The sequence below is a fragment of the uncultured Mobiluncus sp. genome, assembly GCF_947087965.1.
Classification (GTDB): Bacteria; Actinomycetota; Actinomycetes; order Actinomycetales; family Actinomycetaceae; genus Mobiluncus.
The window spans coordinates 16,723-40,522 of record NZ_CAMUES010000010.1 but is presented as its reverse complement, the minus strand read 5'-3'; the positions used below and the strand labels follow the sequence as shown (position 1 = coordinate 40,522).

Here is a 23,800-nt window from a genome sequence, read left to right as displayed (position 1 = left end):
CGCGGGAATCGAATACACCGACACTGGTGTTATCGTTCTCACCGGTACTGGTAACGATAACACAGTTTTTGCTGGGCAAGTCGCAAATGAAACTTCACCTGGGCTTGATACGCTTCACCCATGGCCCGAACTCCCCGCAAAGCAAACGGCGCCAGCTCTATCCATGACGTGGCGCTGCGGGCGGAAGTATCGGCCCAGACAGTCTCTCGGGTCGTGCGCGGACACAAAAATGTTTCAGACGAAACCCGCCAGCGCGTATTGAGCGCCATCGCCGAACTCAACTACACCCCCAACCGGGCCGCCCGCGCCTTGCGCACCGGTACTTATGACGTCATCGGGCTGCTGACCCAAGAGATTCGACGCACTGGAGAGGCACACACCTCCAACGGGGTCATTGACCGGGCTGCTGAACTCGGTTTTTCCGTCAGTTTGGTGCAGGTGGAATATCCGCACACCGACCAGGCCCACCGCGCTATGTCACTGCTTTCCCAAGAGGATATTGACGGACTGATCATTGTGCAATGCGGGGACGCCAGCGCGGAGCAACTGGCGATTCCTCCCCACTTGCCGGTGGCTTCCTCGGATTCCAACTTGGTGGACATTTATCCCTCGGCCTCTGCCGACCAGGTGGGCGGGGTCAAAGCCGCCATGAAACACCTGCTGGAGCTGGGCCACCGGACGGTTTTTCACATCAGCGGCCCGAAACGTTCCCGTTCCGCCCAAGTTCGCCAGGAAACTTGGGAACAGTGCCTGCGGGCGGCAGGGCGAAAGGTGCCGCCCGTCATTCCCGGAGATTGGTCGGCCCAGGCGGGATATGCGGCCGGGAAACGACTCGCACAGAATCCTGATGTGACCGCGGTTTTCTGTGCAGATGACGAAATCGCTTTGGGACTGGTGCGGGCCTTGCACGAGAACGGAGTTCGAGTTCCGCAAGACGTTTCCGTCATCGGTTTTGACGGTATCGAAATGTCCGAGTTTTCTTTCCCGCCCCTCACCACGGTGCGTCAGGATTTTTATGCGGCCGGAGTGGAAATGGTCAATCTCATTGTCCGCCAGCTGGCCGGGGAAACCACCGACCTGCACCGGACGATTCCCACCGAACTCATCGTGAGGTCCACCACTGCCGCCCCACCCCACTTGTGAACGCTGCGGCTAGGAACCTGAGCGAAAACCTGGCCAGGCGAGAGTTTCGGTAGCCCGAAAACCTCACCAACGCCTCATTTGGGGCCGCCGCTGCCCGGCTTAAATGCCAGGATGGCCGCCGCCCGGAGGCAGCGGCCAAGCCAGCTAGACACGCGCGTACGACTATTGCGCCTGGAGCGTCACGGGAATCTTCTGTTCCTTTCCGTCGCGCACCACGGTCAGTTCCACCGTGTCGCCCACGGCATATTGACGCACGAAGCCGACCAGGGACAACGAGCCTTTCACAGGCTTGCCGTCAATCTTGGTGATGATGTCGCCCTGTTTCAAACCGGCTTTATCAGCGGCGGAACCGGAGTTGATTTCCTGCACCCGCGCACCTAAACGGGACACTTTGTCCACGGTGGCGACCTCTTGGCCCACCATGACACCGAGCGCCGCGTGCACCGCTTCGCCGTGATCAATGAGCTGGGTGGCAATCATCGAAGCCTGATTAATCGGGATGGCAAAGCCCAGCCCGATAGAGCCCGCTTGGCCCTCTCCGGTCGAGCCGCCGGAACCCGAAAGACTCGCAATGGACGAGGTCACACCTACTATCCGCCCTCGTGAATCGAACAAGGGACCGCCGGAGTTACCCGGATTCACCGCCGCGTCCACCTGAATCGCGTTCGTGGTGACTTCGGTAGGAGCAGTGCTTTTTTCAGGCTGGGAAGGCTGTATCATGCCGCCACCAAAGTAACGCCGCAGGCCAAAGGGGTCTTTCTCATCTTCACCATCGGGACTGCCCCCCTGCACCGCCTGCACCCGCACGGGACGGTCCAGCGCCGAGACAATACCCGTGGTGACCGTAGACGACAACCCCAGCGGGTTACCGATGGCCGCGACCGACTCCCCGACCTTCAGATCGTCGGAGTTACCCAACGGCGCCACGGTCAAGTCTTTCGGCGGGTTCTCGATTTTTATCACCGCCAGGTCGGTCAGCACGTCACGGCCCACGATTTTCGCTTTGTACAAGCGTCCATCGAACAGCTCTACGGTGATGATTCCGTTGCCGTCCGCGGCGCCTGCCACCACGTGATTATTGGTCAGGATGTGGCCTTTCGAGTCGATAATCGAGCCGGAGCCCTGGTCGGATTCGTTGTTCGTTTCCACGGAAATCGCCACCACGGCGGGGCGGACCGCTTTGGCCACAGCCTCCCAGTTCGGGTTCTGCGAGTTGGAGTTTGCCACCGGCTCGGGGGTGGCGACGTCCTTGTCCTCCGGATTGAACAGGGTGGAACTGGTCGTTTCTGCGTCATGCCCGAACAAGCCGCTCTGTTCGATAGCGTACAAACCGCCGGTACTCAGCAGCGATGCCGCCACCGCCACGCCGATCAAGGCTCCCCATCCGGGACGGCTTTTTTCCTTTTTATCCCCCGGGGTCGCCGCCCAAGTCAAGCTGTTTTGCAGCGGGTTCATTGCCCCACGGGCGCCGGCAAAGGGGGCGGAAGTCGCAAACGGGTTACCGCCGGGGTTACCGCCGGGGTTACCCGGCTGTCCGGGGTTGAAGCCGGATGGTTGCCCCTGGTTCGGGCTGGACGCAGATGGCGGGTTGGTCGGGTTCGCGTTTGCGAGGGGGTCGGAAAAGCCCGGCGTGGTGCCCCAAAAGGCGTTGGCTCCGTACTGTGCCGAAGGGTTCGGGCTTGCCGGGTTGGCAGAAGCGGGGTCAGTCGGTTGGGTTGGGGCGGCCTCAGTTGAGTTGGTTGAGTCGGTGTCGGACGAACCAGTGGAGCTACCCACGGGCTGTTCAGCGGGAACGCTCCCGGACGGGCTTGTGAAACCGTCACCACCTGGACTTGTGAACCCGTCATCAGAAGGACTGGCGAACCCCGCGCTCGCCACTTCACTAGAAGCGTGGGCCACCGGCCTGCCACCCGACTGGTCGGCGTTATCGCTGTCCGCAGCAGGCTCAGCACTGGCCTGGCCGGCGGGGGTTACTGAGATAATCCGGCCGCTCAGGCTCGGAGTTTGCGTCTGGGCGGGCTGCGGGTTGTCCGATGTTGCAGCCTCATTAGAGTTCTGGGGATTCGCGGGAATCTGCGTTTCTTGATGTTCCGGAGTGGACCCGGTATTTTCCTGATTTTCTGACGCGGGCGTTTCCTCGGGGGAAGTCCAGGGATTATTTGTATCGCTCACTGTTTACTCCTCATAAAGTTCTCAACGGTTTTGACCCGGTGACTTCAAAATTACCTGTGATTCTGGCGGAGGCCTGCGGTCAAAGCTCGTTCCCAGGTAGGATTTGCCGGGTTTGGGTTCGCCGTTACCGGCGTGAGAGGTTCTACCTTTGATTTCGACACTTTTGCAATATATTCCCCAACCGCGGGAATGTTCAAAGTTAGGCTCACAGGACGACCTCCAGCAGACTCAGCCCTCTGACCGGTTGGGCCAGGGCGGAAACCAGATCTGCCTGATTGTCTATCCGTTCAGCTTGCCAGTCCGCCGCCCGAGCCAGCCCGCAAATGTCTCCGACCTGGGCAGTGAGGAACATCCGGGTGAATGTTTCTGCCGGGGCCGCACCGTGCTCCAGGCCGCCAAAAATCCGCCCACCCCCGTTATTTATGACGATGACCTGCAAGTTTGGTACCTCTTCAGTGCGGCCGTGGCACAGGGCGCCCAGGTCGTGGAAAAACGATACGTCACCAAAAACCAGCCGCATCGGCTGACGACGCGCCAGCGCCGCCCCCCAAGCCGAGGCAATGGTGCCATCGATGCCGGCCAGGCCTCGATTGGTAAAGACGCGGTTCGGGGCCAAAATGCGCGCCACCGCGTCGAAAACCCGGATAGTTAGCGAAGCCCCCAAGTAAAGGTCCACCGGCTCGGGCGCAGTCATGGTGCTGTCCCAAATCGCTTGTGCCGCGCTATGGAAACCCCAATCCTGGGTCAGGGCCGCGACCGCGTCCTCCCCCGCCACACGCCACATTTCCAGCCAGCTTTCCGGGGTCTCGGCGGGCGGGCGGGGGGCTGCGGGTGGCGATGGTTTCGCCGCTTTCGCCAGTTCACAAGCCAGGGTGGACGCGTCTGTCCACTGCCGGGCGATGTTGTCGGCGAGGTTGACCGTTGTTCCCGGTGCGCCCACGGTTTCCACGGGAATGTCGCGGCGGGTAATGAGCCGCGTAATCGGCCTGGTCAGGGTGGGTCGGCCCGCGACAATAACTCTTTCGAGGTTGTGTTCCGCCACCTCCGACAATGTGGTTCCGGCGGCTTTGGCGTATCCTCGCACCGCATTGGGGTGGCACCGCCAGGCGGTTTGCGGTTCGGCCAGGACGGGAATCCCCGCGTTTTCGACCGCCTCGCACAAGTCCGTGTAGGTGGCGTCGCTGAGGTCCCCGGCAATCAGCAGGGTGCCACGCGGCGCCTGGTGCGGGTCCAGAGGATTCTCGCTGGCGTTGGCGCTGGCGGTGCGGGTGGCGCGGGTGGCGAACGCCTCGATAGTTTCGGGGGGTGCCAAAGGTTCGACGAAGCTGGCGTTGATGTGTACCGGCCCAGGGATGGGGAAGTGTTTTTCGTTGGTGGCCGGGTGCGGTGAGGGACTGACGCCTCGGCAAGACGCCACGGCAGCAGACACGGCCCGTTGTAGCTCCGCTGGGGTGACACCGGGCTGTATATCGGTGGCGAAACGCACGAAATTCCCAAAAATCCCTGGCTGCCAGGTCGTTTGGTTCGCCCCGGTGCCGCGCAGCGCCGCGGGACGATCCGCACTGAGGACCAGCAACGGCAGACCCGCGTGGGCCGCCTCCATCACCGCGGGCAGGGCGTTTCCCACCGCGGTGCCGGACGTCATCACCAAAACTGCCGGATGCCCTGCGCGCGTCGACCCGAGAGCCATAAAAGCCGCATCGCGCTCATCGATGCGAACATGGAGGTTCAGGCGGCGGCTGGCTGCCAACTGGTTCAGGGCATAGCCCAGGGGAGCATCCCGGGACCCGGGGCAGTAAAACCAGTCCGTAAATCCCTGCGCAACCAGTAGTCGCACCAAATCCCAAGCGTATTGCCGGTTTGAGGCGTCCTGATTGTCTCGCTGACCGGTGTTATCCACAACTCACCCTTTCGCCGCTTGGCATCGTGCTGTTTCGCGGTTTCCGTGAAACCGGGAAACCGTTGCCATGCCGGGAAACGAAAGCTGTTTTAGAAACTGCAAAATTTTCGTCTCCGGGGTCAATGTTACCTTTCAAGCACTTTCGTGCATACCGAAGGGAGGTTTATGGACAGAACCCAGTAATAAAGTTTCGATTCAGTTCAATAGTGGTGCAGCGCGGGGATCTAGCCGTCTGGTTGCGCGGGCGTTCGCCAGTTTGGTAGCGCTGACGTTAGCCGTTATGCAGCACTGATGCTAAACCATTTTGCAGGGCTGATGTTCAGCCATGCTGTGGCGCAAGCGTTTGGTTGTCTATAGCGCGTGTGTTTAGCCGTTTTCTTGAGGAAGCTGGATTTTCGTGGCCTGACCGCGGTGAATCCAGTAGCCGCGGGCGGGCGGGAACATGGTGCCGTCCTGGGAGACGCTGACGCCGAAGATGGCGGTGGTGTCGGCGGCGCTCAAGCCGAGGGACAATCCCGCGGCAGGGGCTTTGACCACCGCATTCAGTTCGGAATCCGTCGTCCAAGACAGCCCGTCACGGGAATTGGCAGCGCCCGAGGCAATAACCAGGTGTCCACGGCTGCGTGCCGCGCGGATGACGTCTGCCATGGCTGCGGCGGCATCCGTGTTCAGCGAGAATCCGGGCAGGTCGGCAATATAGATGGCTAAACCGGGGAATCCCGGCGGGGATTTTTGTTCCGCAACGGAAAGCAGCTGGTGATAGAAGTCGCGGAAGTCTGCGAAACCACAGGCGACCGCGTCCCAAATCTCCAGGCCAGCCAGGGTTTCCAACGCGGGCGAACTATCCTCACGGCTTTGGGCAGACAACAGCACCATCCCGGTGTCCGGGCTGGAAGTGCGCAGCGAACGAGCCAGCCAGCGCATGACCGCCAAGCTCACCGCCCGGTCGACTTCCCCGTCGCCTCGCGCGATGAGGTAAACCCCACTGGTGATGGTATTGATTTGCCGGCCTCCGGGGGCGCTCAGTCCCAGTGCCATTTCTCCCTTGGGAGCAGTGGTGAGTGCGGTGGCGAACACCGGCACTGCCAACCGGCCAATCCGGTAGGCCGGGGTTTTTGCCAGTGTCCCCAAGCGCTCCAGAATGCGTGTCTGGGCTAGCTCGGAAGGGTCGTTACCGAGGACAGCTATCTGAATAGCTCGCGGGTCATCCGCAACCAAGCCGCGGCCGGGAACGGAACCGTTTAACTCGATTCGCATTCCGAATGCGCCTCGCCACGCTGCCGGTAGGTTCTCAACGCTCTCGGCACTGATAACGAAGTGGATTCCGACGACTCTGCCTCCGGTGATGAGTTCCAGGAAACTGGCGGAACTGGCTCCCGGCAGGGATTCCAACACGGCTTCCAGACCGTCAATCGCGACGATAATTCGCTCGCCACGGTCGGTTTCGCCGCCCACTACGCTATCAGCGCCGGGGGTTGCACTGGGAATAGCGCTGGGGTTCTCGCTGCGGGTTGCTCCGGTGTCCCGCCCGGGTGTCGCCGAGTTCGGGGCCTGGACACCGTTCTGTTCGCCGGACTGCTCACCGAACTGTTCCCCGCGCAGCACTTCACGCAGTTCGGGGAAACTGCGGGTGGCGTTACGCAGCGCAATTTCGGTGCGCCAACGCCACCGGCTAACCAGGTACTCAATCGTGTCAGCAATCGTCTCCGGCTCGTTGGCATGGGCTACCACGCCCACGTTTGCCCAGCTCGACAGCACATCGAGGGTGGTGTCGGCACTGCAGACATAGAGAGCAACCGGACGACCCCCGGTGTTCAAACTATCGGCAGCGATAGCTCGCAACACTCCGGTGCGCCCGCTGCCGCGCGGACCTGCCACGAACAGGTTGCCCTCCCGGTCAGGACTAAAGCCAAAGGGGACGACGTCTTGGCGTCCCAGGTCATCGCGCACCCCCAGGCGGAACTCCGTGTCGCTGGATTGCCCCAAGGCTGCCAGGTCATAAACCTTTTCCAGTCCGGAAGTCCAGCGCCTGATTGTGGATTTCCCGCAGCAAAACGACCCTGCCAGCACTGACAGCGGCGTTGCCGCCCGCGGCACATCAACCGTGGGCTGGTCCCCGCTCTTGCCAGCCCGACTGGAACTGCGACCTGCGAGGGCCGGAACTCGCCATGATCCGCCCGTCGATAGCGCTGGCGGGAACGCCGCTCCCCCCAGGGCGGTGAAGTTCACGGGAGCCAACTGAGGGTCGGCAAAATCGGTAGCCATCAGGGTATTTAGGGTCTGGAAGCCGGTGGCTACCCCGCCGACCAGCAGGATCCCGCGGCCGGGATGCGCGAAAGCCGCGCGCGGATCAATTTCAAAGCTGCCACAAACCGCCTCTAGGGCTGCGTCCTCCAGGTGTAACACCACACGTGTCGGCAGGTATTTCAGGGCTTCGCGCGGGAGCTTTTCGGTATCACCGCTGCTCACCAGCAGGTGCAATCCCAGGGCGCGGTACATGTGTAACCGCTCCGCCAGCTGCGAAAGTCGCCGTGTGCTAAATGCCTCCCCAACAGCGATAACAACGATTAGATCCGCCGGGGCTCCCGCGATTTTGGCTTCGCGCGCCCGCGCCAGACTGCCCGCCCCGGATTCGCTCAGCCAAATTTCGCGCCGCTCGGTTTCCGCTTCCAAGTAGCGGCGCAGCCGGGCAAACACAGCATCTCCCCGCCCCGACTCGATACCTAAACAGTGCGGGGCTTGCCCCACTTCGCCCCATTTCGTGCCGCGAGAGTCAAAAATGACCCAGCTCACGTCCTCCGGGCGCTGAGTCAACGCCAAACCCGCCAGATAGGCAGCGATGACATTGTTCCGGGCAGCCTGATTTTCTCCCGCCACGATGGCGTTCTGGCCATCAGCCAAATCCAAAATCACCGGGCCGGCAGTGCCGTAGCCGATTGCTGCCGCGCAGCGGGACCTCTCCCCCGATTCACCTAAAACCGCCGCGCTTTCGCCGGCCGTCTGGGGATAAACATCGGTCAGCTGGGCGACTACGGGCAAAGTCTCGGCGGTTTTACCGGGTAACTTCAGATTGGCCAGGAGTTCCGCAACTTTTCGCGCGCTGGGAGCGGTCAACAACAAGGGTTCCACGCTCAGCAGGCTCGGGCGGGCGGACTGCAGGGGAATCCCGTTCGAAGCGGTGTGGCGCGGACCAGGCGGGTTAGCTCCGGGAATGCGGGACACACCGTCTTGCCAAGACCCGGTCGCCAGGTCCAGGACTTGCCGAGCGGCGCTGACCGCACTGCCGAGGTCGTCAACCGCGTTAACCAACCAAACGCCAGGCTCTGTAGCGAATTCTTCCCATCTTGAGGCGGCCGGGACTTCTCCGTCCACCACCAGCAACAGGCGTTGGCGTGAACCGCGCTGTCCTTTGCGGCTGGTCCAGGCTTGTGCCAGACGTTCAGCGCTGGTTTCGCTCAAGTCACTGACCGGCTCTAACTCTAAATCCTCGCGCACCGCCTCGCCGTGCGGCAGGAAGCTGACCCACGCCCATTGTGCGGGTTTCGCCCCGGCGACCACGATTTTCAAGTCGGCCGGGGAATAGCGCAAAGCGGCGCGAATCAGCAACTGATTCAGCGCGGGTCCGCGCAGGTTGCGCGGGCCGGTCACCGCTAGCGGGCCGGAATCAGCGGGAACATAGGCGACTTCCAGGCCGGTGTGCCCCTCGCCGACTGCGGCGGCACCAATCGCGCTGATTCGGCGGTTGATGGCCGCGACTTGTCCCGAGGTCGTATGGCTCGTCTCCGCGCTCGGCGCCGCCATCGCTCCCCAGCCGCGAAACGGGGCCGCATCTGCGGGACTGCTCAACGTGATTTCGGGATGAGCCTGGGTGAAACCGACCGGAATCCGCATTTGCGCACTCGCGTGTCCCCACAGTCCGGGCAGCAGGGCGTGGCGTGAGTCCGCCAGGTCGGTGACACTGGCGCGTATCGCCACGTCGCGTTGGTCCAAAGCCGTCTGAATCTGCGGAGTGAGCGCAGCCATGTCACGCTCATACCGTACCCAAGCTGCCCGGTTTTGGGTCAGAGCCCACCCCACTTCGGCGCCGCCCGCCACCACAGCGAGCCCCAGCAGAGCAAACGCCGCAACACTGGGAAAAATGACCGCCAACACCCCAAACAACGCCGCTGGCACCACGGGCACGGCAAGCGTGGCGGGATTCACCAGCCACAGGCGGGGCCGGGCCGGCATTTCTATGTTGATTCCCAACGGTTCGGGGTCGGCAACCGGTTGGGGAGAATAAGTCAGCAGCGACTTCATGCCCGCCGGAGCTGGCGGCAGTTCGGCATTTTCCCCCACCAGCGCTAAACCTGCCCCCGGCGGTATCGGCGCTTTCGCCACCGGCAACGCTCGCGGCAAAACGTAGGGTTTCCCGACCTGAGCCGGACCTGACCCGCCAGTCTCGCCACTCGGTACTTGTGCCCCCGAGGACTCGGCAACGATTGGCAGCGACCCGGTGCCACCCGGATCGAGCAAGGGCGCTAACGGCGTGACGGTGAGGCGAGAGGCCGAACCCCCACCCAAAGCTGCGGCCACATCGGCAACCCGGGCGCGCGCGTCCGCGTTTAACAGCACTTCGGTGGGATTACCCTCCACCAGGATTCGGACCGGTCGACGCATCAGGCTTCAAACCTCAACAGGTAGTTTGGCGCCAGTTCCAGCACGTCGCCGGGTTGAATGTTGTACCGCGTGTGCGGCTGCAAGTCCACTATCTGGCCCGTCGTCCGGCACAAGCGGGTGCCGTTATCCGAGCCCAGATCCTCCACGGTAACTTCCCAGCCCTCGGTACAAATACGGGCGTGAGTGCGGGAAATCTCAAGGATTTCGGGCGGAGTAGTCAGGGAAAACACCCCTTCACGCCCGCGTGTCTCCGGGGCGCGACCCACCACCAAATCGCCCGTCAGCTCAACAGTTTGCTGGTCGGTGGTACGCACCCAGCCCAGTTTCGGGAAAGCCACCTGAATCGGGGCATCCAGGATTCCGCCGCACACTCGACAGCGGGGAAAATCCGGTGGATTGTGATGGCCCAGCGGACAAATCCGCACGGTAAACGTTTTGCCTCCGTTGGCGATGTGCTTCATGGTTATCTCTCGCTATCCGGGGGAGGCGGGGGCGGCAGAAGGGAGCTCGGCGGCTCGGGTGGCTCGGACTGCGCCGATTCCGTGGTTGTGGGTGCAGATTCCGGGGCGGTCACGTCGACCACAATCGCGGTGACATTATCGTGCCCTCCCACCTGCAGGGCCAGGTTCACCAGGGAGTTTACTGCCGCTTCGGGGGTGGGGTGTTCACCCAGAGCCCGCCCGATAGCACCGTCATCAATCATGGAATGCAAGCCATCGGAACACACTAGGAAACGCCGGGGCGTCGCCACCGGGTAGGTCCAGGTATCAATCTGTGGCAACCCGGCTTGACCAGCACCGATAGCGCGGGTAATGACGGAACGGGTCGGCCAGACGCGGGCTTCTTCTACAGTCAACATCCCCGCCTCGACCATCTCGGCGACTTGGGAGTGATCCCGCGTCAGGCGGGTCAGCAGCCCCTCTCTCAACACGTAAGTTCGCGAATCGCCCACGTTGAGCACTAGGAACTGCGCCGTTTCTGACCCGTCAGCCGCGCACTCCCCTGGTGAATCCAGCACCACTAAACCAGTCAGCGTGGTTCCCGGCGGGGAAATCGTGTAATCAATGTTTGCTTCGACCAGCCCCATGACTTCCTCGCAGGCCGCCTCCAGGGCTTCGCGCACCACCGGCAGGCTCACGTCCGTGCCGGTCAGAGGCTGAATGTGCCCCAGCAGCGTGGCCGAGGCCTGTTTGCCTCCGGCGTGGCCGCCCATTCCATCCGCAACCAGAAAAAACGGCGGAGTCGCCAGGAATGAATCCTGGTTTTCAGCCCGTTTCAAGCCGATATCGGTGGCGGCAGCCCAATGCAGCGTTTCCCCGTGAACAAACGTCCAGGTGCCGGTTTCGATTTCCATCGGTTTCGTCTTTCGCTCCTTAATTGCAGTTTCGCTGCCGCTGCTAACTAAAGTCTAGCGAACACGGCGGCTACCTGTTCAACTCTTTCGCGCCACCGTTTGCTGACCGCCGGGCTGACGGGTGCCAGATTTCCTTTCAGTTCCAAGGTTTTTGCCGGGTACAGGCAGCCGTTTTCGAGGCGGGGATCCGCGGTGAGGATACTGTCTGTGAACAAGCGCAGGGTCCCGAGTCCGCAGGCGGCTGTCGTTTGCAGCTGGGTCGCGAGGGCCAGTCCGGCGCTCAAGCCCACCCCGGTGTCTAAAGCTGAGGACACCACCAGGAGGGGCGCGCTGGTGCCACCCGGAGCAGCCGTCCGCAGCCCGTCCCCCACCAGGGCCGCGGCACGCGCCGGGCCGCCCAAGGGCATCGCTTTGATGACAGCAGCGGCCAGCCCGCTGGCGATCACTTCGGTGAGCTGCCCGCCCAGGCGGATAGTTTCGTCAGCCGCCACCGGAATTCCCGTCGCGCGCTGCAGCTCGACCAGTTCATTGAGGGTCTGACAGGGCTGTTCGGCATACTGCAACCCGGCCGGTCCGGCCGCCTCACACAAGCGCGGCAGTGCGGTTTTTGCCTCAGCCAGACTCCACGCCGCGTTGGCATCGACCCGAATCTGCCCCGCCGCCCCGAGGGCCGAATGCACCGCGCGAATCCGGGCGATATCGTCCTCCAGGCTGCTGCGCGGGTCGGCGACCTTCACTTTTGCCGTGCCACACCCCGACTCGCGAACCAGCCGCGCCGCGGTGTCCGGGTCTACGACCGGCACCGTGACGTTGAGAGGAACGGGGGAAAGCGAGACCGGTAACCCTTGTGCTGCCACCGCAAACGCCCCAGAAAACCAGGTGGCGGCGACTTGTGGAGGATAGTTGTCAAACGGCGCCGCCTCAGCCAGGCCGGCACGGCCTTGTAAAATCAGCCCTTCCCGCACCGTGATATTGCGAAACTTGACGAGCATCGGCACGGAAAACACCCACGCCCGCTTGATTCCCTGCTCGGTAAACAGTTGGGAGCCGTCCGGGCCGGGCTCAAAAGGGGACAGGCGGGCGGAACTGCCGAAATCTTCAACGTGGCTGGTCACGACGCCACCACGGGACCGGCTGTCCTTCCGGAGTCCGGCAAGGTCAGCGAAGCAGCAACTTTCGCGCCCACGTCTGCCAGCGGCCCGAAATCCGAACCAGCGACCTGGAAAGCCAACACCCACAAAGTGTCCCCGATAGCCGCCGCCCAACGCTGCTGCACTCCCCGACCGTCCGATAGGCGCGAATCAGCCCAGATAGCGGGGTTTTCGGCCAGCCGGGAAGTCCCTACTTCCCGCGGCTGCCAACCGGCGGGTACCGCCAGGCGACGCAGCCAATTGACGCTGTGCTCCGGGCTGGTCAGGGGCGCGGACATCAACAGAATCCGCGAATGCGGGGTAAAGTCGTGGGGCGTATCCAACGCAAAACGGCTTTCCAGTTTCAGCCCGGAGACGCGAGCGGGGGCACTCGGCTCCAGGTTCAACACCCAAGTTTCGGGGTAAGCCAGCGAAACCCCATCAATCATTTGGGTGTCGAAATAGTCAAACCCGCGCCGGTTGACTTCCCGTTCCCGGCGCTTCTGAGCGGAGCGAGTGCGTTCCAGCGCCCCCAAAGCCCCATAGAGGCGTTCCTCTTTCATCCACCGTGGCTGCAGGAAGCTCGGCACCGGCGCGGGAACTAACGCCCAAAACGCTACCCCGAGGCCAATCAAAGCCAGCAAAGCCGCCAGCGGAATCCCCCACACTCGCCAAAAGGACAAGCCGGTGGCGTAAGTCACGCAAGCCTCGAAAAACGTCACACCCAGGCACAGAATGGTCAGGCCGGGAATCATGATGGCCACCACCCGGTTACCCAGCTCAGTTTTCCCAAAACCATCGCGCAGGAATTTGGCGTAGGGCGTCACCCAGGTCACGATTATCAGCGCGATTCCCACCAGCGTGGCAACCAGGAACGTGAAATCCACTCTGACCTTCTTTCGGGTTTACATTTCGGGTTTGGGCCGTTACCGAGCTCTCTTAGTAATAATACGGAAACTCGTCCCAGTTCGGGGCTCGCTTCTCGAGGAAAGCGTCGCGGCCCTCGCGCGCCTCCGCGGTCCCATACGCCAGCCGAGTCGCCTCCCCGGCAAACATTTGCATACCTACCAGGCCGTCGTCCACCGCGTTGAAAGCGTATTTCAGCATGCGAATCGCCTGCGGGGATTTCCCGGCAATTGTCAGCGCCCATTCCCAGCCCACGCGTTCCAGGTCCTGGTGAGCCACCGCGCGGTTCACCACTCCCCAAGCCTCGGCCTGGGCGGCGGAATAGGTTTCGGCCAGGAAGAAAATCTCACGGGCGCGCTTGTCCCCGGCTTGCCGCGCCAGCAGCCCCGAACCGTATCCGGCATCGAACGAGCCAACGTTCGCATCAACCTGTTTGAACTGGGCGTGCTCCCGGCTGGCCAGCGCCAGGTCGCAAACCATCACCAGCGAGTGCCCCCCACCGGCCGCCCACCCGTTGACCAGCGCAATGACCGGTTTCGGGGTGGCGCGAATGAGGCGTTGCACCTCCAGGATATGCAGCCGCCCGTAGCGTCCGGCCGCGTCTCTCGGGTCGGGGAGGTCCGCAGTTTCTGGAGCTTCCGGGTGCTTCAGGTCAGCAGTCCGGTTGGCCGGGTTTTGGATTTCACAAGGGCGTTCGGGCGGGTTTTCCGCGCTATCTGGAGCTTGCGGCGCGTCGTCGCGCGGAACGGTCACGTGATACTGGTAGCCGTCAGCGCCGCGCACCCGCTGGTCCCCGCCACTGCAAAACGCATAGCCGCCATCCTTTGCCGGCCCGTTGCCGGTCAGCAAAATCGTGGCCACACTGGCAGTCATGCGGGCATGATCCAGGCAACGATACAGCTGGTCAACGGTTTGGGGACGAAAGGCGTTGCGCACTTCGGGCCGATTGAACGCAATGCGCACCACCGGCGCCGGGTTGCCGTCCGCCAGCACACCCCGGTGATAGGTCACATCACTGAGCCCCTCCAGACCGACTTCCCGCCACAGTTTTGCCTCAAAAACATCTGAAACCGCGTTATTTTCCACGCCTAGATTCTAACTGTTCACCAGCGGGTTGCGGCCGGCTGGGGTTACTGGAAACTGAAGTTTGTGTTGGGCAGCAGCTCAATCCAGGTGGTGCCCCGGTTGAGTAGGACGGGCGCGCCGGCTGAATCCGTCAACAGTAGCGGCGAGCCTTCGGAGTCTTTGGACCAGGTCACTTGGGCGATTGAACCTCCGCTCGCCACGTAGGCGGTTCCGCTGCCGGTTAAGACCGTTTCCGGGACAGAAGCCCCGGCCGCGTCCTTTGCTCCGGTGTCGGTGATGGTGGTCAGCACCACCACGACGTTGTCGGTTTGTAGCGGTGCCCCCGAACGGGCGCTGGCCGCCACGCCTCCGTCAGAGCGCTGCCAGCGAGAACCGGTCCAGGCGTAGCCCGCGACCAGGGACGGGAAGCGGGCCGCCAAGGAGTTCGCCGGAACTCCTGACGAGACCGCGGTGGGACGCTCCCCCTGGTCAGGGTTAGCAAAATCGAAAATCCGAGGAGCGTCAGGCTCAATAGTGCGGTCTTTGCCGACCTTCTCGTAAAGTTTAGGAATGGATAGATAGAGGTTGTGGGGCATAGCGCGGAACTTCACCCGATACAGCGCCCCCAACGCCTGATCCTCGTTGAATCCGCGCAGCCCAGCGGCTTGCACCCGGGATTCATAGACCGGCACGCCACCGGAATAGACCAGCATCCCGCCAAACGGAGCCGCGATGCCCGGATCCATCGGACGTACGGACCGCACCGGGCCGATTTCCTCGGGGGTATGCGCATGGAACACCGCGTTATACCTGGTCAAACCACCTTCAACCTGTTCTTCAAACACGATGTCGGCTTCTTCCAACCCGGATTGCGGACGAGCCGCCACGGTGTTCTCCACTTTCACCGCCACCGCGGGGTGCGGGGTCAGGTCCTCACGAGGCAGGCCGGTCAGGGGCCAAGAGGCGGGTTCCTCGGGCTGGGTGGTGCGGGGAGGGGTCTTTTCCGGCTCGGGCGTCGAATTTGCACAGGCTGAAAGCCCCAGCATTCCCAGCATTGTCCAGAAAGCCACCAAAACCGTTAGAATCTTATTGAAACCGGCTGTATGACGGGTTCCGGGCGCGTTGCTGCGTCCGGCGCAAACGACTTTGTTTGCCACATTTTCTGCGGTGTTATCCCAGGTTACAGCCATAATTGAACTTTAGCGTTAAGGCAGGGTGAAGTTGGTGAGTGACACAGCGAAGCGGGGAGTTCCCGTCCGGTTCTGTTTCCTGACGGGTGGCACGAAACCCCAGGACGTGGTCAGTCTAGCCGAATTTTTGGATAGCACGATTGAGCCTCTTCTGACCACCGAGGAAGAACTCGCCCGCAGCGGTCGACAGATCGCGGACGACTACGACTGGGAGGCGGCGTTAGCGGAAGTCCGCGCCGAGGAGGACTCGCCAACCCCGAACTTGCCCACGGAATCGGACTCACCTGCACAACCTGCTGAGACGGCCACCGACGCTACCGACACCGAAATACCCGTGGGCGGAGTTTTTGCGGGCGAGCCCGAGGACGTGCCCCCCAGCAATTTCGTCCGCGAAATCCTGGTTCCCATCGCCCCCGGAGTCGATCCGGAACAGGCCCGCCAAACCCTGCGGTCGCGCTTGAACGGACCGCTGCCAGCCAAAACCGACTTGATTATGCAGACCTCCGGCTCCCAGACCGGCAACGGGCACTTGGTGGCGATTTCCGCCAGCGCCCTAGTGTCCTCCGCCCGGTCGACCCTGGCTGCCCTGGGCGGGCCGGGCCGCTGGATTTTGGCACTGCCGACTCATCACGTGGCCGGGCTACAGGTGTTGACCCGTTCGCTCATTTCCGGAACGAAACCCATCATCGTGGATACTACCAACGGGTTTAAGCCCGACAGCCTGGTGCGCGCGGTGGAACGCGCCACCAAGGATTCAACCCTGCCGGTGTATCTGTCGCTGGTGCCCACCCAGGTGTCAAAGATTCTAGACGAGGGCGGGGACGCGGTCGCGGCCTTGGCGAAAGTGGACACCATCTTGGTTGGGGGTGCCGCATTTACCACGTTCCTGGCTGACCGGGCCAAAGCCGTGGGTTGGCACGTGGTGGAAACCTACGGGATGACGGAAACCTGCGGGGGCTGCGTCTATGACGGGATTCCCCTACTGGGCACCCAAGTTTCTACCGTGGGCGATACCGTGTGGATTACCGGCACGTCCTTAATGGAAGGCTACGTTGAGAAACCGCCGGCCGGAGTCGATCCCGCGGAGGCTTCGCCGTGGATTCAAATGGGGCCGCGCCGCTGGTTTAAGACTTCCGACACCGGCCGGATGGAAGGCCCGCGCCTGATTATCCAGGGCCGCACCGATGATGTCATCAACACCGGCGGGGTGAAAGTCCATGCTTCCGCGGTAGAACAGGCCTCGTTGAGTGTGACGGGCGTCGGTCAAGTGTGTGTGGTCGGGCTGCCTGATGCCCGCTGGGGCGAGCTGGTCACCGCGGTGGTGGTGCCCGGAGACGACCTCGATGTGGATTTGCTGGCTCCGATGTTGGGGTCCCCGGCTTCCTTAGGGGTTCGCGGGAAAGACGGAACTTCTGAGCCGGATTCTCTGGCGGCGCGAATCCGCACCGCCGTCACCGCGGAACTCGGCGCCGCCCACGCTCCCCGCGTGGTCGTGGTCGTGCAGCACCTGCCCACGTTAGGACCGGGCAAGGTGGCTCGTCACGAGGTTACCGAGCTGGCGAAACGGGAACTTCGCGCCGGTCGCGCCTGGGTGCGCTAGACAAGTCCCGACAGGACCGGGCGAGTTTAGGACTGCGCCCGGACGCGCTGGAGGCGGTTCCGAACCAGCCCCGCTATGAGGTTGGGGATAAACGCGAAACCGACATAGATGCCGGTGAATAGGACAAATTCGTCCCAGTGGACGCTGAGGTCGGCAGCCGCGTCCATCGCCAGAAAGAAGTGCGGAATAAACAGTACTACCGGAGCGATGAGCCACCACAGCGACCAGCCGTTGACAATCCCGTCCGCAACCCCGCATCCCAGTCCCAAAAGCGGTAGCGCCAGGTAGAAAATCATCAAAATCCACCCAAAGCCGCAATCGCCTACAGACTTAAAAATCGGTTGGGTCACATAGGGCAAAGCTAAGAACAGCACGGCATAAGCCGCTAAGAGAATCCAGCGTGATTTGGGGTTAGACATCTGCGACCCCTCCTTTGCGAATGAAAACCATTTAAAACCATGATACCGGTCGCCCCCCGCATTATTTATACGATTTTCTCCGTTAGCATCTTCCAGGCATGTCCAGAAATCGACAAAACAAGAAAGACCACGGGTTATACGTTAAGATGAAGCCGTGGCCAGAGTTTTGTTGTTTATCTTGTGGTTGGCGCTGACCCTGTATGCGCTGATTGATTGCATTCGCACCCCGAAAGATAACATGCCCGGCAAGGTGCCAAAGATTTTGTGGATTTTGCTGATTTTGCTGATTAGCCCCATCGGGGCGATTGCGTGGATAATCGTGTCCCGAGTCGCCGCCGCCGAAGCCAAAGGCGGGGTTATCGAACCGAATATCTGGTCCAGTGAGGAATCCGTACCCATCAGTTTCGGGCGAAAACCTGCCTCGAAGCAACCCAGCGCTCCTGACGACGACCCGGAATTCCTCGAGGAAGTCAGTCGGAAACTGCGCGAGAAACAGCGTGAAGAATACGAACGCAAGAAGCGTGAGAAAGAGGACGAAATACTCCAACCCCGCCCGGACGAAAATTCCGATTCAGAGAAGCCCACAGACACACAAAATCCCCCGGACCCCACGGACTCTCCCGACACGAAATCCTAACCACCCGAGCATGTGCCCCCGCCTGGTGCAACCTCGCTCCCCCGGTTTTGCCCGCGATAGCCAGGCCGCCGACAACTCCCACCGACCCGAGATAGAGCCCACCGGCCTGGTGAACCGGGAAAACCCTGACCTACGGCCGGAAAAAGTAGCAGGCCAGATTGCTATTCCTCGGTTTTTTCAGAGGGTTCGGCTTTCTTGGATTTCTCTTTTTCAGCCTTTTGCGCAGCTTGCACCAGGGCTTCCTGGTTGAGTTTGTCCAGGGTTGCTTGCGCCCGGGCGCGTTCTTTCTCAGCCGCGTCCTGGATTTGTTCCTCCCGCAACCGCGTATCGATGCTCTGGGGTTGCCCGGTGGCGTCGTCTATACCGTCGCCGTCACGGTCATGGAATTTACGACTCACCACCAGGGAGGTGGGCTCATCGGAGGGCCGGAAGAACACATCAATCCAGGCCGTGCGCGGATCAGAATCCACAAAAATCGCTTTAAAGAATAGTGTCAGAGGCACCGCCAGAATCGCGCCGAGCGGGCCCATTACCGTGGACCACACCATCAAAGACAGGAACGAAACGGTGGCGTTCAAACCGACCGCGTTCCCGGCGATGCGAGGCTGCAAAATGTTCAGGAACAGTAGTGACGCGACCATATAACCGATGAAGACCCCGACGGCGGGCCACACTCCGCCCAGCGCCAAGGCCAGCAAAATCGGGGGAATCATGGACAGAATGAATCCCACCGCGGGAATGTAGTTCGCGACAAAAGCGAGGATACCCCAGGTCCAGGGGGTCGGCACGCCAAACGCATAAAGAATTCCTACATCCACCAGCGCCACGACAGCACCAAAAACGGTAGTCATCAGGAAGTAGGTCCGTACCCGCAGGGAGAAATTGCGCAGGGCAATGGCGAAACCTGGCGCGTAGGAAGCCAGCTCGGCTGCGCGGCGGCGCACCACGACGATGTCCCCGACCACAAAAATCGCCACCATGATGATAAAGAACAGGGTGGTTCCCGCGCCGCTAATCTGGTTAGCAAAACCGGACAGGTAGGAAAAAATCCGGTTGATATCCACGTTCTTCCAGGAATCCAATACAACGGAAGTGTCAAAGCCGCGCTGGTCCAACTGGTTGATGGCTTGTTCATAGAGGGCCTGGAACTTTGAACCGTAGCGCGGTAAATCGGTGACCATAGCGGTGATAGCAATCGCAATCAACCCCAGCATGACAAAGAGGATGGCAAACAGCAGCACGATGTTTACCAAAGCAGCCAAACCGACCGGCCAGCGGTGACGAATCAGCCACTCCGATACCGGGCGCACCGCCAATGCCAGCGAAAATGCCAGAAAAGTCGGCATGAATACACCGGCAATCTGCGCCAAAAGAAATATAATCAGCGCGCTGGCAGCCAGCGCGAGAGCGAAACGCATCCCGGTAGGCCAGGCAGACAAACCGGAGGCTTTCTGTTCTGACGCCCGCACCTCTATGGTGTTCCCCACCTCGACTGCGCTGCTCGACTCGTCACCGGTGTTACCAAACTTTACCGCCTGAACCATATCTTTGGCCTTATCCAACATTCCCATAGTCATAACCCTATCAATCGGGTGTTGAAAAACTGAAGTTCCCGGCCCGCCATCCGCAGCTGGCGAACCGGGAACCCCGAAACTATTGAATTAAACCCGATTTAGCAATGTAATCACAGGTCATCGGGCATTTTCGACCCTATCCCCACGGATGTTCCAGGTCGACATCGTCATCGAACAGCCCGAATCCTGTCGTGTCGCTGTAAGGCATCTGCGACATCAGCATCTCGTGACCGCTCGCGGAAGGCTTGATTTCCACCCGGCGGTAACGGCTCAGCCCGGTACCGGCCGGAATCAGCTTGCCCAGGATGACGTTTTCTTTCAGGCCCGACAGCGGGTCGTCGATGCCTTCCATCGCCGCGTTGGTCAGAACCTTCGTGGTTTCCTGGAAGGAAGCCGCGGACAGCCAGGAATCGGTAGCCAAGGACGCCTTGGTGATACCCATCAGCTCGGAACGTGCCGAGGCCGGTTGCTTGCCCTGCGCCACGACTCGCTTGTTTTCCTCGCGGAACTTCGCCTGATCGATGAGCTGACCGGGCAGCAACATAGTGTCGCCCGATTCCAACACGGTCACGCGGCGCAGCATCTGGCGCACGATAACCTCGATGTGCTTGGCGTGAATATCCACGCCCTGGCTGTGGTAAACCTGCTGCACTTCGTTTACCAGGGAACGCTGGGTTTCGGCTTGGCCTTTCACGCGCAGCAATTTCTTCGGGTCGATAGGACCTTGGGTCAGGCGGTCGCCCACCTCCAGGTGATCGCCGTCCGCAACCAGCAGTGCCTGGCGGCGAGACACCTCGATGACCAGGTCCTCCTTGCCGTCGTCACGAGTGATGATGACCTCACGCGGGCCGGACGGGTCGTCGTTTATCTTCACCCGACCAGCAGCCTCGGTGATGGTCGCTTCGCCCTTGGGGGTACGCGCCTCGAACAGCTCCTGCACACGCGGCAGACCCTGGGTAATATCGGCCGCCGAAGCCGCACCACCGGTGTGGAAGGTACGCATAGTCAGCTGAGTACCGGGCTCGCCAATGGACTGCGCCGCGATAATACCGACCGCTTCGCCAATATCCACGCGCTTGCCGGTAGCCAAGGAACGCCCGTAGCAGGCAGCACAGGTACCAATCGCCGCGTCACAGGTCAGCACGGAACGTACCTTAATCTGGGTGATACCGGCTTTCAAGAGCTTCTTAATCGCCACGTCGCCGACATCTTGCCCGGCTTCAAGCACGACGTTTCCGGCCTCATCCACCGCGTCAACGGCCAAGGTCCGCGCAAAAGCGGTGGTCTCGACCAGTTCGTCGGGCTCGACTTGACCTTCTTCGTTGACCGAACCGATGGTAATGGTCAGGCCCTTGCGGGTACCACAATCCTCCTCGCGGATAATGACATCCTGGGACACGTCCACCAGACGGCGAGTCAAGTAACCGGATTCCGCGGTACGCAAAGCGGTATCCGCCAGACCCTTGCGCGCACCGTGGGTCGCGATGAAGTATTCCAGCACGGACAGACCCTCACGGTAGTTCGACTTAATCGGGCGCTCAATCAAGCGTTGCTTCGGGTCGGACACCAGACCGCGCATACCGGCAATCTGTTGAATCTGGGACCAGTTACCGCGGGCCCCGGACTTCACCATGCGGTACACATTGTTGCGTTCGGGGAAGTTCTCGCGCATTTCCTCGGCCACTTCATTCGTGCACGCCCGCCACAGGTCGATCAAGGCGCTGTAGCGTTCGTCCTCGGTGATGGCACCCAGGTCGTAGTCGGCTTGGACATCAGAAGCGAGGTTTTCGTACTTTTCCAAAATGGCGGGCTTGGTCGAAGGCGGCACCACGTCCGTGAAGGAAATCGTGATTCCGGACCAGGTCGACCAGTGGAAACCGAAGGACTTGAGCGCATCCAGGGACACCTCAATATCGGCCTTTTGATAAAGTTCCGCCAGGTCATTGACGATTTTGCCGAGTTTCTTTTTCTCTACCACGTAGTTCACGAACGGGTAGTCACGCGGCAGCGAGTCATTAAAGATAACCCGACCCAGGGAGGTTTCCAGCTCAAAGCGGTCTCCCGGCTGCCATCCCTCGGGCATTGTCATGTCCTCCGGCGGCAAGTCGCCCGGTTCCATCCGGATTACGCAGGTTTCCTGCAAAGCCAGGTCGTCGTTGTCATAAGCCAGGCGGGCTTCGGCGGGGCTGGAGTAGTACTTCAGCACCCGATTGCCGTCAGGGTCAAACCGCGGGTTATGCACCATCTCCGGATCTTCTTCCGAGGTCAGGTGGTAAATCCCGATAATCATATCCTGGGAGGGCATGGTCACCGGGCGGCCGTCTGAAGGCTTCAGGATGTTGTTAGACGACAGCATCAGCACGCGGGCCTCAGCCTGGGCTTCGGCGGATAGCGGGACGTGGACAGCCATTTGGTCGCCGTCAAAGTCCGCGTTGAACGCGCCGCAGACCAGCGGGTGCAACTGAATCGCTTTGCCTTCCACCAGCAGTGGCTCGAAAGCCTGAATGCCCAAACGGTGCAGGGTTGGCGCACGGTTCAGCAAGACCGGGTGGTTGGTGATAACCTCGTCCAAAACGTCCCAGACCTGGGGGTTTTGCCGCTCTACCATGCGCTTGGCAGCTTTGACGTTCTTGGCTTCCCCGTTTTCCACCAACACCTTCATTACGAAGGGCTTGAACAGCTCCAGAGCCATCGTTTTGGGCAAACCGCACTGGTGCAGCTTCAGCTGCGGACCAACCACGATAACGGAACGACCGGAATAATCCACGCGCTTGCCCAGCAAGTTCTGGCGGAAACGCCCCTGCTTGCCCTTGAGCATGTCGGACAGGGACTTCAGGGGACGGTTGCCCGGACCCGTCACCGGCCGGCCGCGCCGACCGTTGTCGAACAGCGCGTCCACAGCCTCTTGCAACATACGTTTCTCGTTGTTGACGATGATGTCCGGGGCTTTCAATTCCTGCAAACGATTCAAACGATTGTTGCGGTTAATGACGCGGCGGTACAGGTCATTCAGGTCAGAAGTCGCGAAACGTCCGCCATCCAACTGCACCATCGGGCGCAGATCCGGGGGAATGACCGGAATCGAATCCAGGACCATCGCGGAAGCCGGCTTGCCGGTCTGGAGGAAGGCGTTAATGACCTTCAAACGCTTCAGAGCGCGGGTCTTTTGTTGACCAGACTTGCTCTCCACGACCTCTTTCAGCGCCTCGGCCTCAGCTACCAGGTCAAAAGACTCCAAACGGTCCTTCACTGCCTGGGCGCCCATGCCGCCCTTGAAGTAGGTCCCGTACAGGGCATACATTTCGCGGTACACCAGCTCGTTGCCTTCCAGGTCGCCGACCTTCAGGTTCTTAAACCGGTCCCAAACTTCGTCATGCAGCTTCAGGTCAGACTCAGCCTGGTGGCGAATGGCACGCATTTCCTTTTCGCCGTTGCGCTTGACCTTGTCGATTTCGGATTTCTCGGCGCCTTCCTTTTCCAGCGCCGCCATATCCTGTTCCATCTTTTGGGCGCGTTTTTCGACGTCCAAATCGCGGTTCTTTTCGATTTGCTCCCGCGCCAGATCGGATTCCTTTTGCATATCGGACAGGTCCTTGTGGCGACGTTCCTCATCGACCTCGGTAATCATGTAGGCCGCGAAGTAAATGACCTTTTCCAGGTCCTTCGGAGCGATATTCAGCAGGTAACCGAGACGGGAGGGCACGCCCTTGAAGTACCAAATATGCGTCACCGGGGCAGCGAGTTTAATGTGACCCATCCGCTCGCGGCGCACCTTGGAACGGGTGACTTCCACACCGCAGCGTTCGCAGACAATGCCCTTGTAACGCACGCGCTTGTACTTGCCACAGGCACATTCCCAATCACGGGTCGGCCCGAAAATCCGTTCATCGAACAAGCCTTCTTTCTCAGGCTTCAACGTCCGGTAGTTGATGGTTTCCGGCTTCTTAACTTCGCCGTGGGACCAGCCGTTGATGTCTTCCTCAGTCGCTAAACCGATGTGCAACTTGTCAAACTTGTTTGCATCCAACATGTGTTTTCTTTCCTCTTCTTC

General features: G+C 61.1%; 15 protein-coding genes. 3 read left to right on the top strand and 12 right to left on the bottom strand.

Annotated elements, in window-relative coordinates; genetic code table 11:
- The first annotated feature begins 120 nt into the window (after positions 1-120).
- The gene (locus Q0V70_RS09385) at positions 121-1,143 is read left to right on the top strand and encodes a LacI family DNA-binding transcriptional regulator (RefSeq protein ID WP_297591138.1); all 1,023 of its coding nucleotides are present in this window, start codon (positions 121-123) and stop codon (positions 1,141-1,143) included.
- 162 nt (positions 1,144-1,305) lie between these two features.
- Here the strand turns inward: Q0V70_RS09385 and Q0V70_RS09380 are convergent, their stop codons facing one another.
- From Q0V70_RS09380 to Q0V70_RS09340, 9 genes are all read right to left on the bottom strand, one after another.
- A complete protein-coding gene (locus Q0V70_RS09380; RefSeq protein WP_297591136.1) occupies positions 1,306-3,315 on the bottom strand; it encodes a trypsin-like peptidase domain-containing protein in 2,010 nt (669 codons plus the stop codon).
- Between the two features lie 205 nt (positions 3,316-3,520).
- Positions 3,521-5,215 carry a 2-succinyl-5-enolpyruvyl-6-hydroxy-3-cyclohexene-1-carboxylic-acid synthase gene (gene menD, locus Q0V70_RS09375; RefSeq protein ID WP_297591134.1) on the bottom strand — a complete coding sequence of 565 codons (1,695 nt, stop codon included), beginning with the start codon at positions 5,213-5,215 and terminating at the stop codon, positions 3,521-3,523.
- A 366-nt stretch (positions 5,216-5,581) separates the two neighbouring features.
- Entirely contained in the window at positions 5,582-9,874 is a 4,293-nt protein-coding gene (locus tag Q0V70_RS09370) for an FtsK/SpoIIIE domain-containing protein (protein WP_297591131.1), read from the bottom strand.
- Entirely contained in the window at positions 9,874-10,335 is a 462-nt protein-coding gene (locus Q0V70_RS09365; RefSeq protein WP_297591129.1) for an FHA domain-containing protein, read from the bottom strand. The genes Q0V70_RS09370 and Q0V70_RS09365 overlap by 1 nt, the downstream gene beginning before the upstream one ends.
- A gap of 2 nt (positions 10,336-10,337) precedes the next feature.
- A complete protein-coding gene (locus Q0V70_RS09360; RefSeq protein ID WP_297591127.1) occupies positions 10,338-11,228 on the bottom strand; it encodes a PP2C family serine/threonine-protein phosphatase in 891 nt (296 codons plus the stop codon).
- 47 nt (positions 11,229-11,275) lie between these two features.
- Positions 11,276-12,343, bottom strand: coding sequence for an enolase C-terminal domain-like protein (locus Q0V70_RS09355; RefSeq protein WP_297591125.1), 1,068 nt, complete (start codon positions 12,341-12,343; stop codon positions 11,276-11,278).
- The gene (locus Q0V70_RS09350; protein WP_297591123.1) at positions 12,340-13,245 is read right to left on the bottom strand and encodes a hypothetical protein; all 906 of its coding nucleotides are present in this window, start codon (positions 13,243-13,245) and stop codon (positions 12,340-12,342) included. The genes Q0V70_RS09355 and Q0V70_RS09350 overlap by 4 nt, the downstream gene beginning before the upstream one ends.
- A gap of 52 nt (positions 13,246-13,297) precedes the next feature.
- Positions 13,298-14,350, bottom strand: a complete 1,053-nt coding sequence (locus Q0V70_RS09345; RefSeq protein WP_297591120.1) for a 1,4-dihydroxy-2-naphthoyl-CoA synthase — start codon at positions 14,348-14,350, stop codon at positions 13,298-13,300.
- Between the two features lie 44 nt (positions 14,351-14,394).
- Positions 14,395-15,519 (bottom strand): DUF3048 domain-containing protein, encoded by a 1,125-nt coding sequence (locus Q0V70_RS09340; protein WP_297591117.1) that lies wholly within the window; start codon positions 15,517-15,519, stop codon positions 14,395-14,397.
- A gap of 34 nt (positions 15,520-15,553) precedes the next feature.
- On the opposite strand from Q0V70_RS09340, the gene Q0V70_RS09335 reads away from it, so the two are divergent.
- A complete protein-coding gene (locus Q0V70_RS09335; protein ID WP_297591115.1) occupies positions 15,554-17,119 on the top strand; it encodes an AMP-binding protein in 1,566 nt (521 codons plus the stop codon).
- Positions 17,120-17,145: 26 nt separating this feature from the next.
- On the opposite strand, the gene Q0V70_RS09330 is transcribed toward Q0V70_RS09335, so the two are convergent.
- Positions 17,146-17,538 (bottom strand): hypothetical protein, encoded by a 393-nt coding sequence (locus tag Q0V70_RS09330; RefSeq protein WP_297591113.1) that lies wholly within the window; start codon positions 17,536-17,538, stop codon positions 17,146-17,148.
- Positions 17,539-17,692: 154 nt separating this feature from the next.
- On the opposite strand from Q0V70_RS09330, the gene Q0V70_RS09325 reads away from it, so the two are divergent.
- The gene (locus tag Q0V70_RS09325) at positions 17,693-18,175 is read left to right on the top strand and encodes a PLDc N-terminal domain-containing protein (RefSeq protein ID WP_297591111.1); all 483 of its coding nucleotides are present in this window, start codon (positions 17,693-17,695) and stop codon (positions 18,173-18,175) included.
- 161 nt (positions 18,176-18,336) lie between these two features.
- On the opposite strand, the gene Q0V70_RS09320 is transcribed toward Q0V70_RS09325, so the two are convergent.
- Entirely contained in the window at positions 18,337-19,746 is a 1,410-nt protein-coding gene (locus tag Q0V70_RS09320) for an AI-2E family transporter (protein WP_297591108.1), read from the bottom strand.
- 139 nt (positions 19,747-19,885) lie between these two features.
- Positions 19,886-23,779 carry a DNA-directed RNA polymerase subunit beta' gene (locus tag Q0V70_RS09315; protein WP_297591105.1) on the bottom strand — a complete coding sequence of 1,298 codons (3,894 nt, stop codon included), beginning with the start codon at positions 23,777-23,779 and terminating at the stop codon, positions 19,886-19,888.
- Between the last annotated feature and the right edge of the window lie 21 nt (positions 23,780-23,800).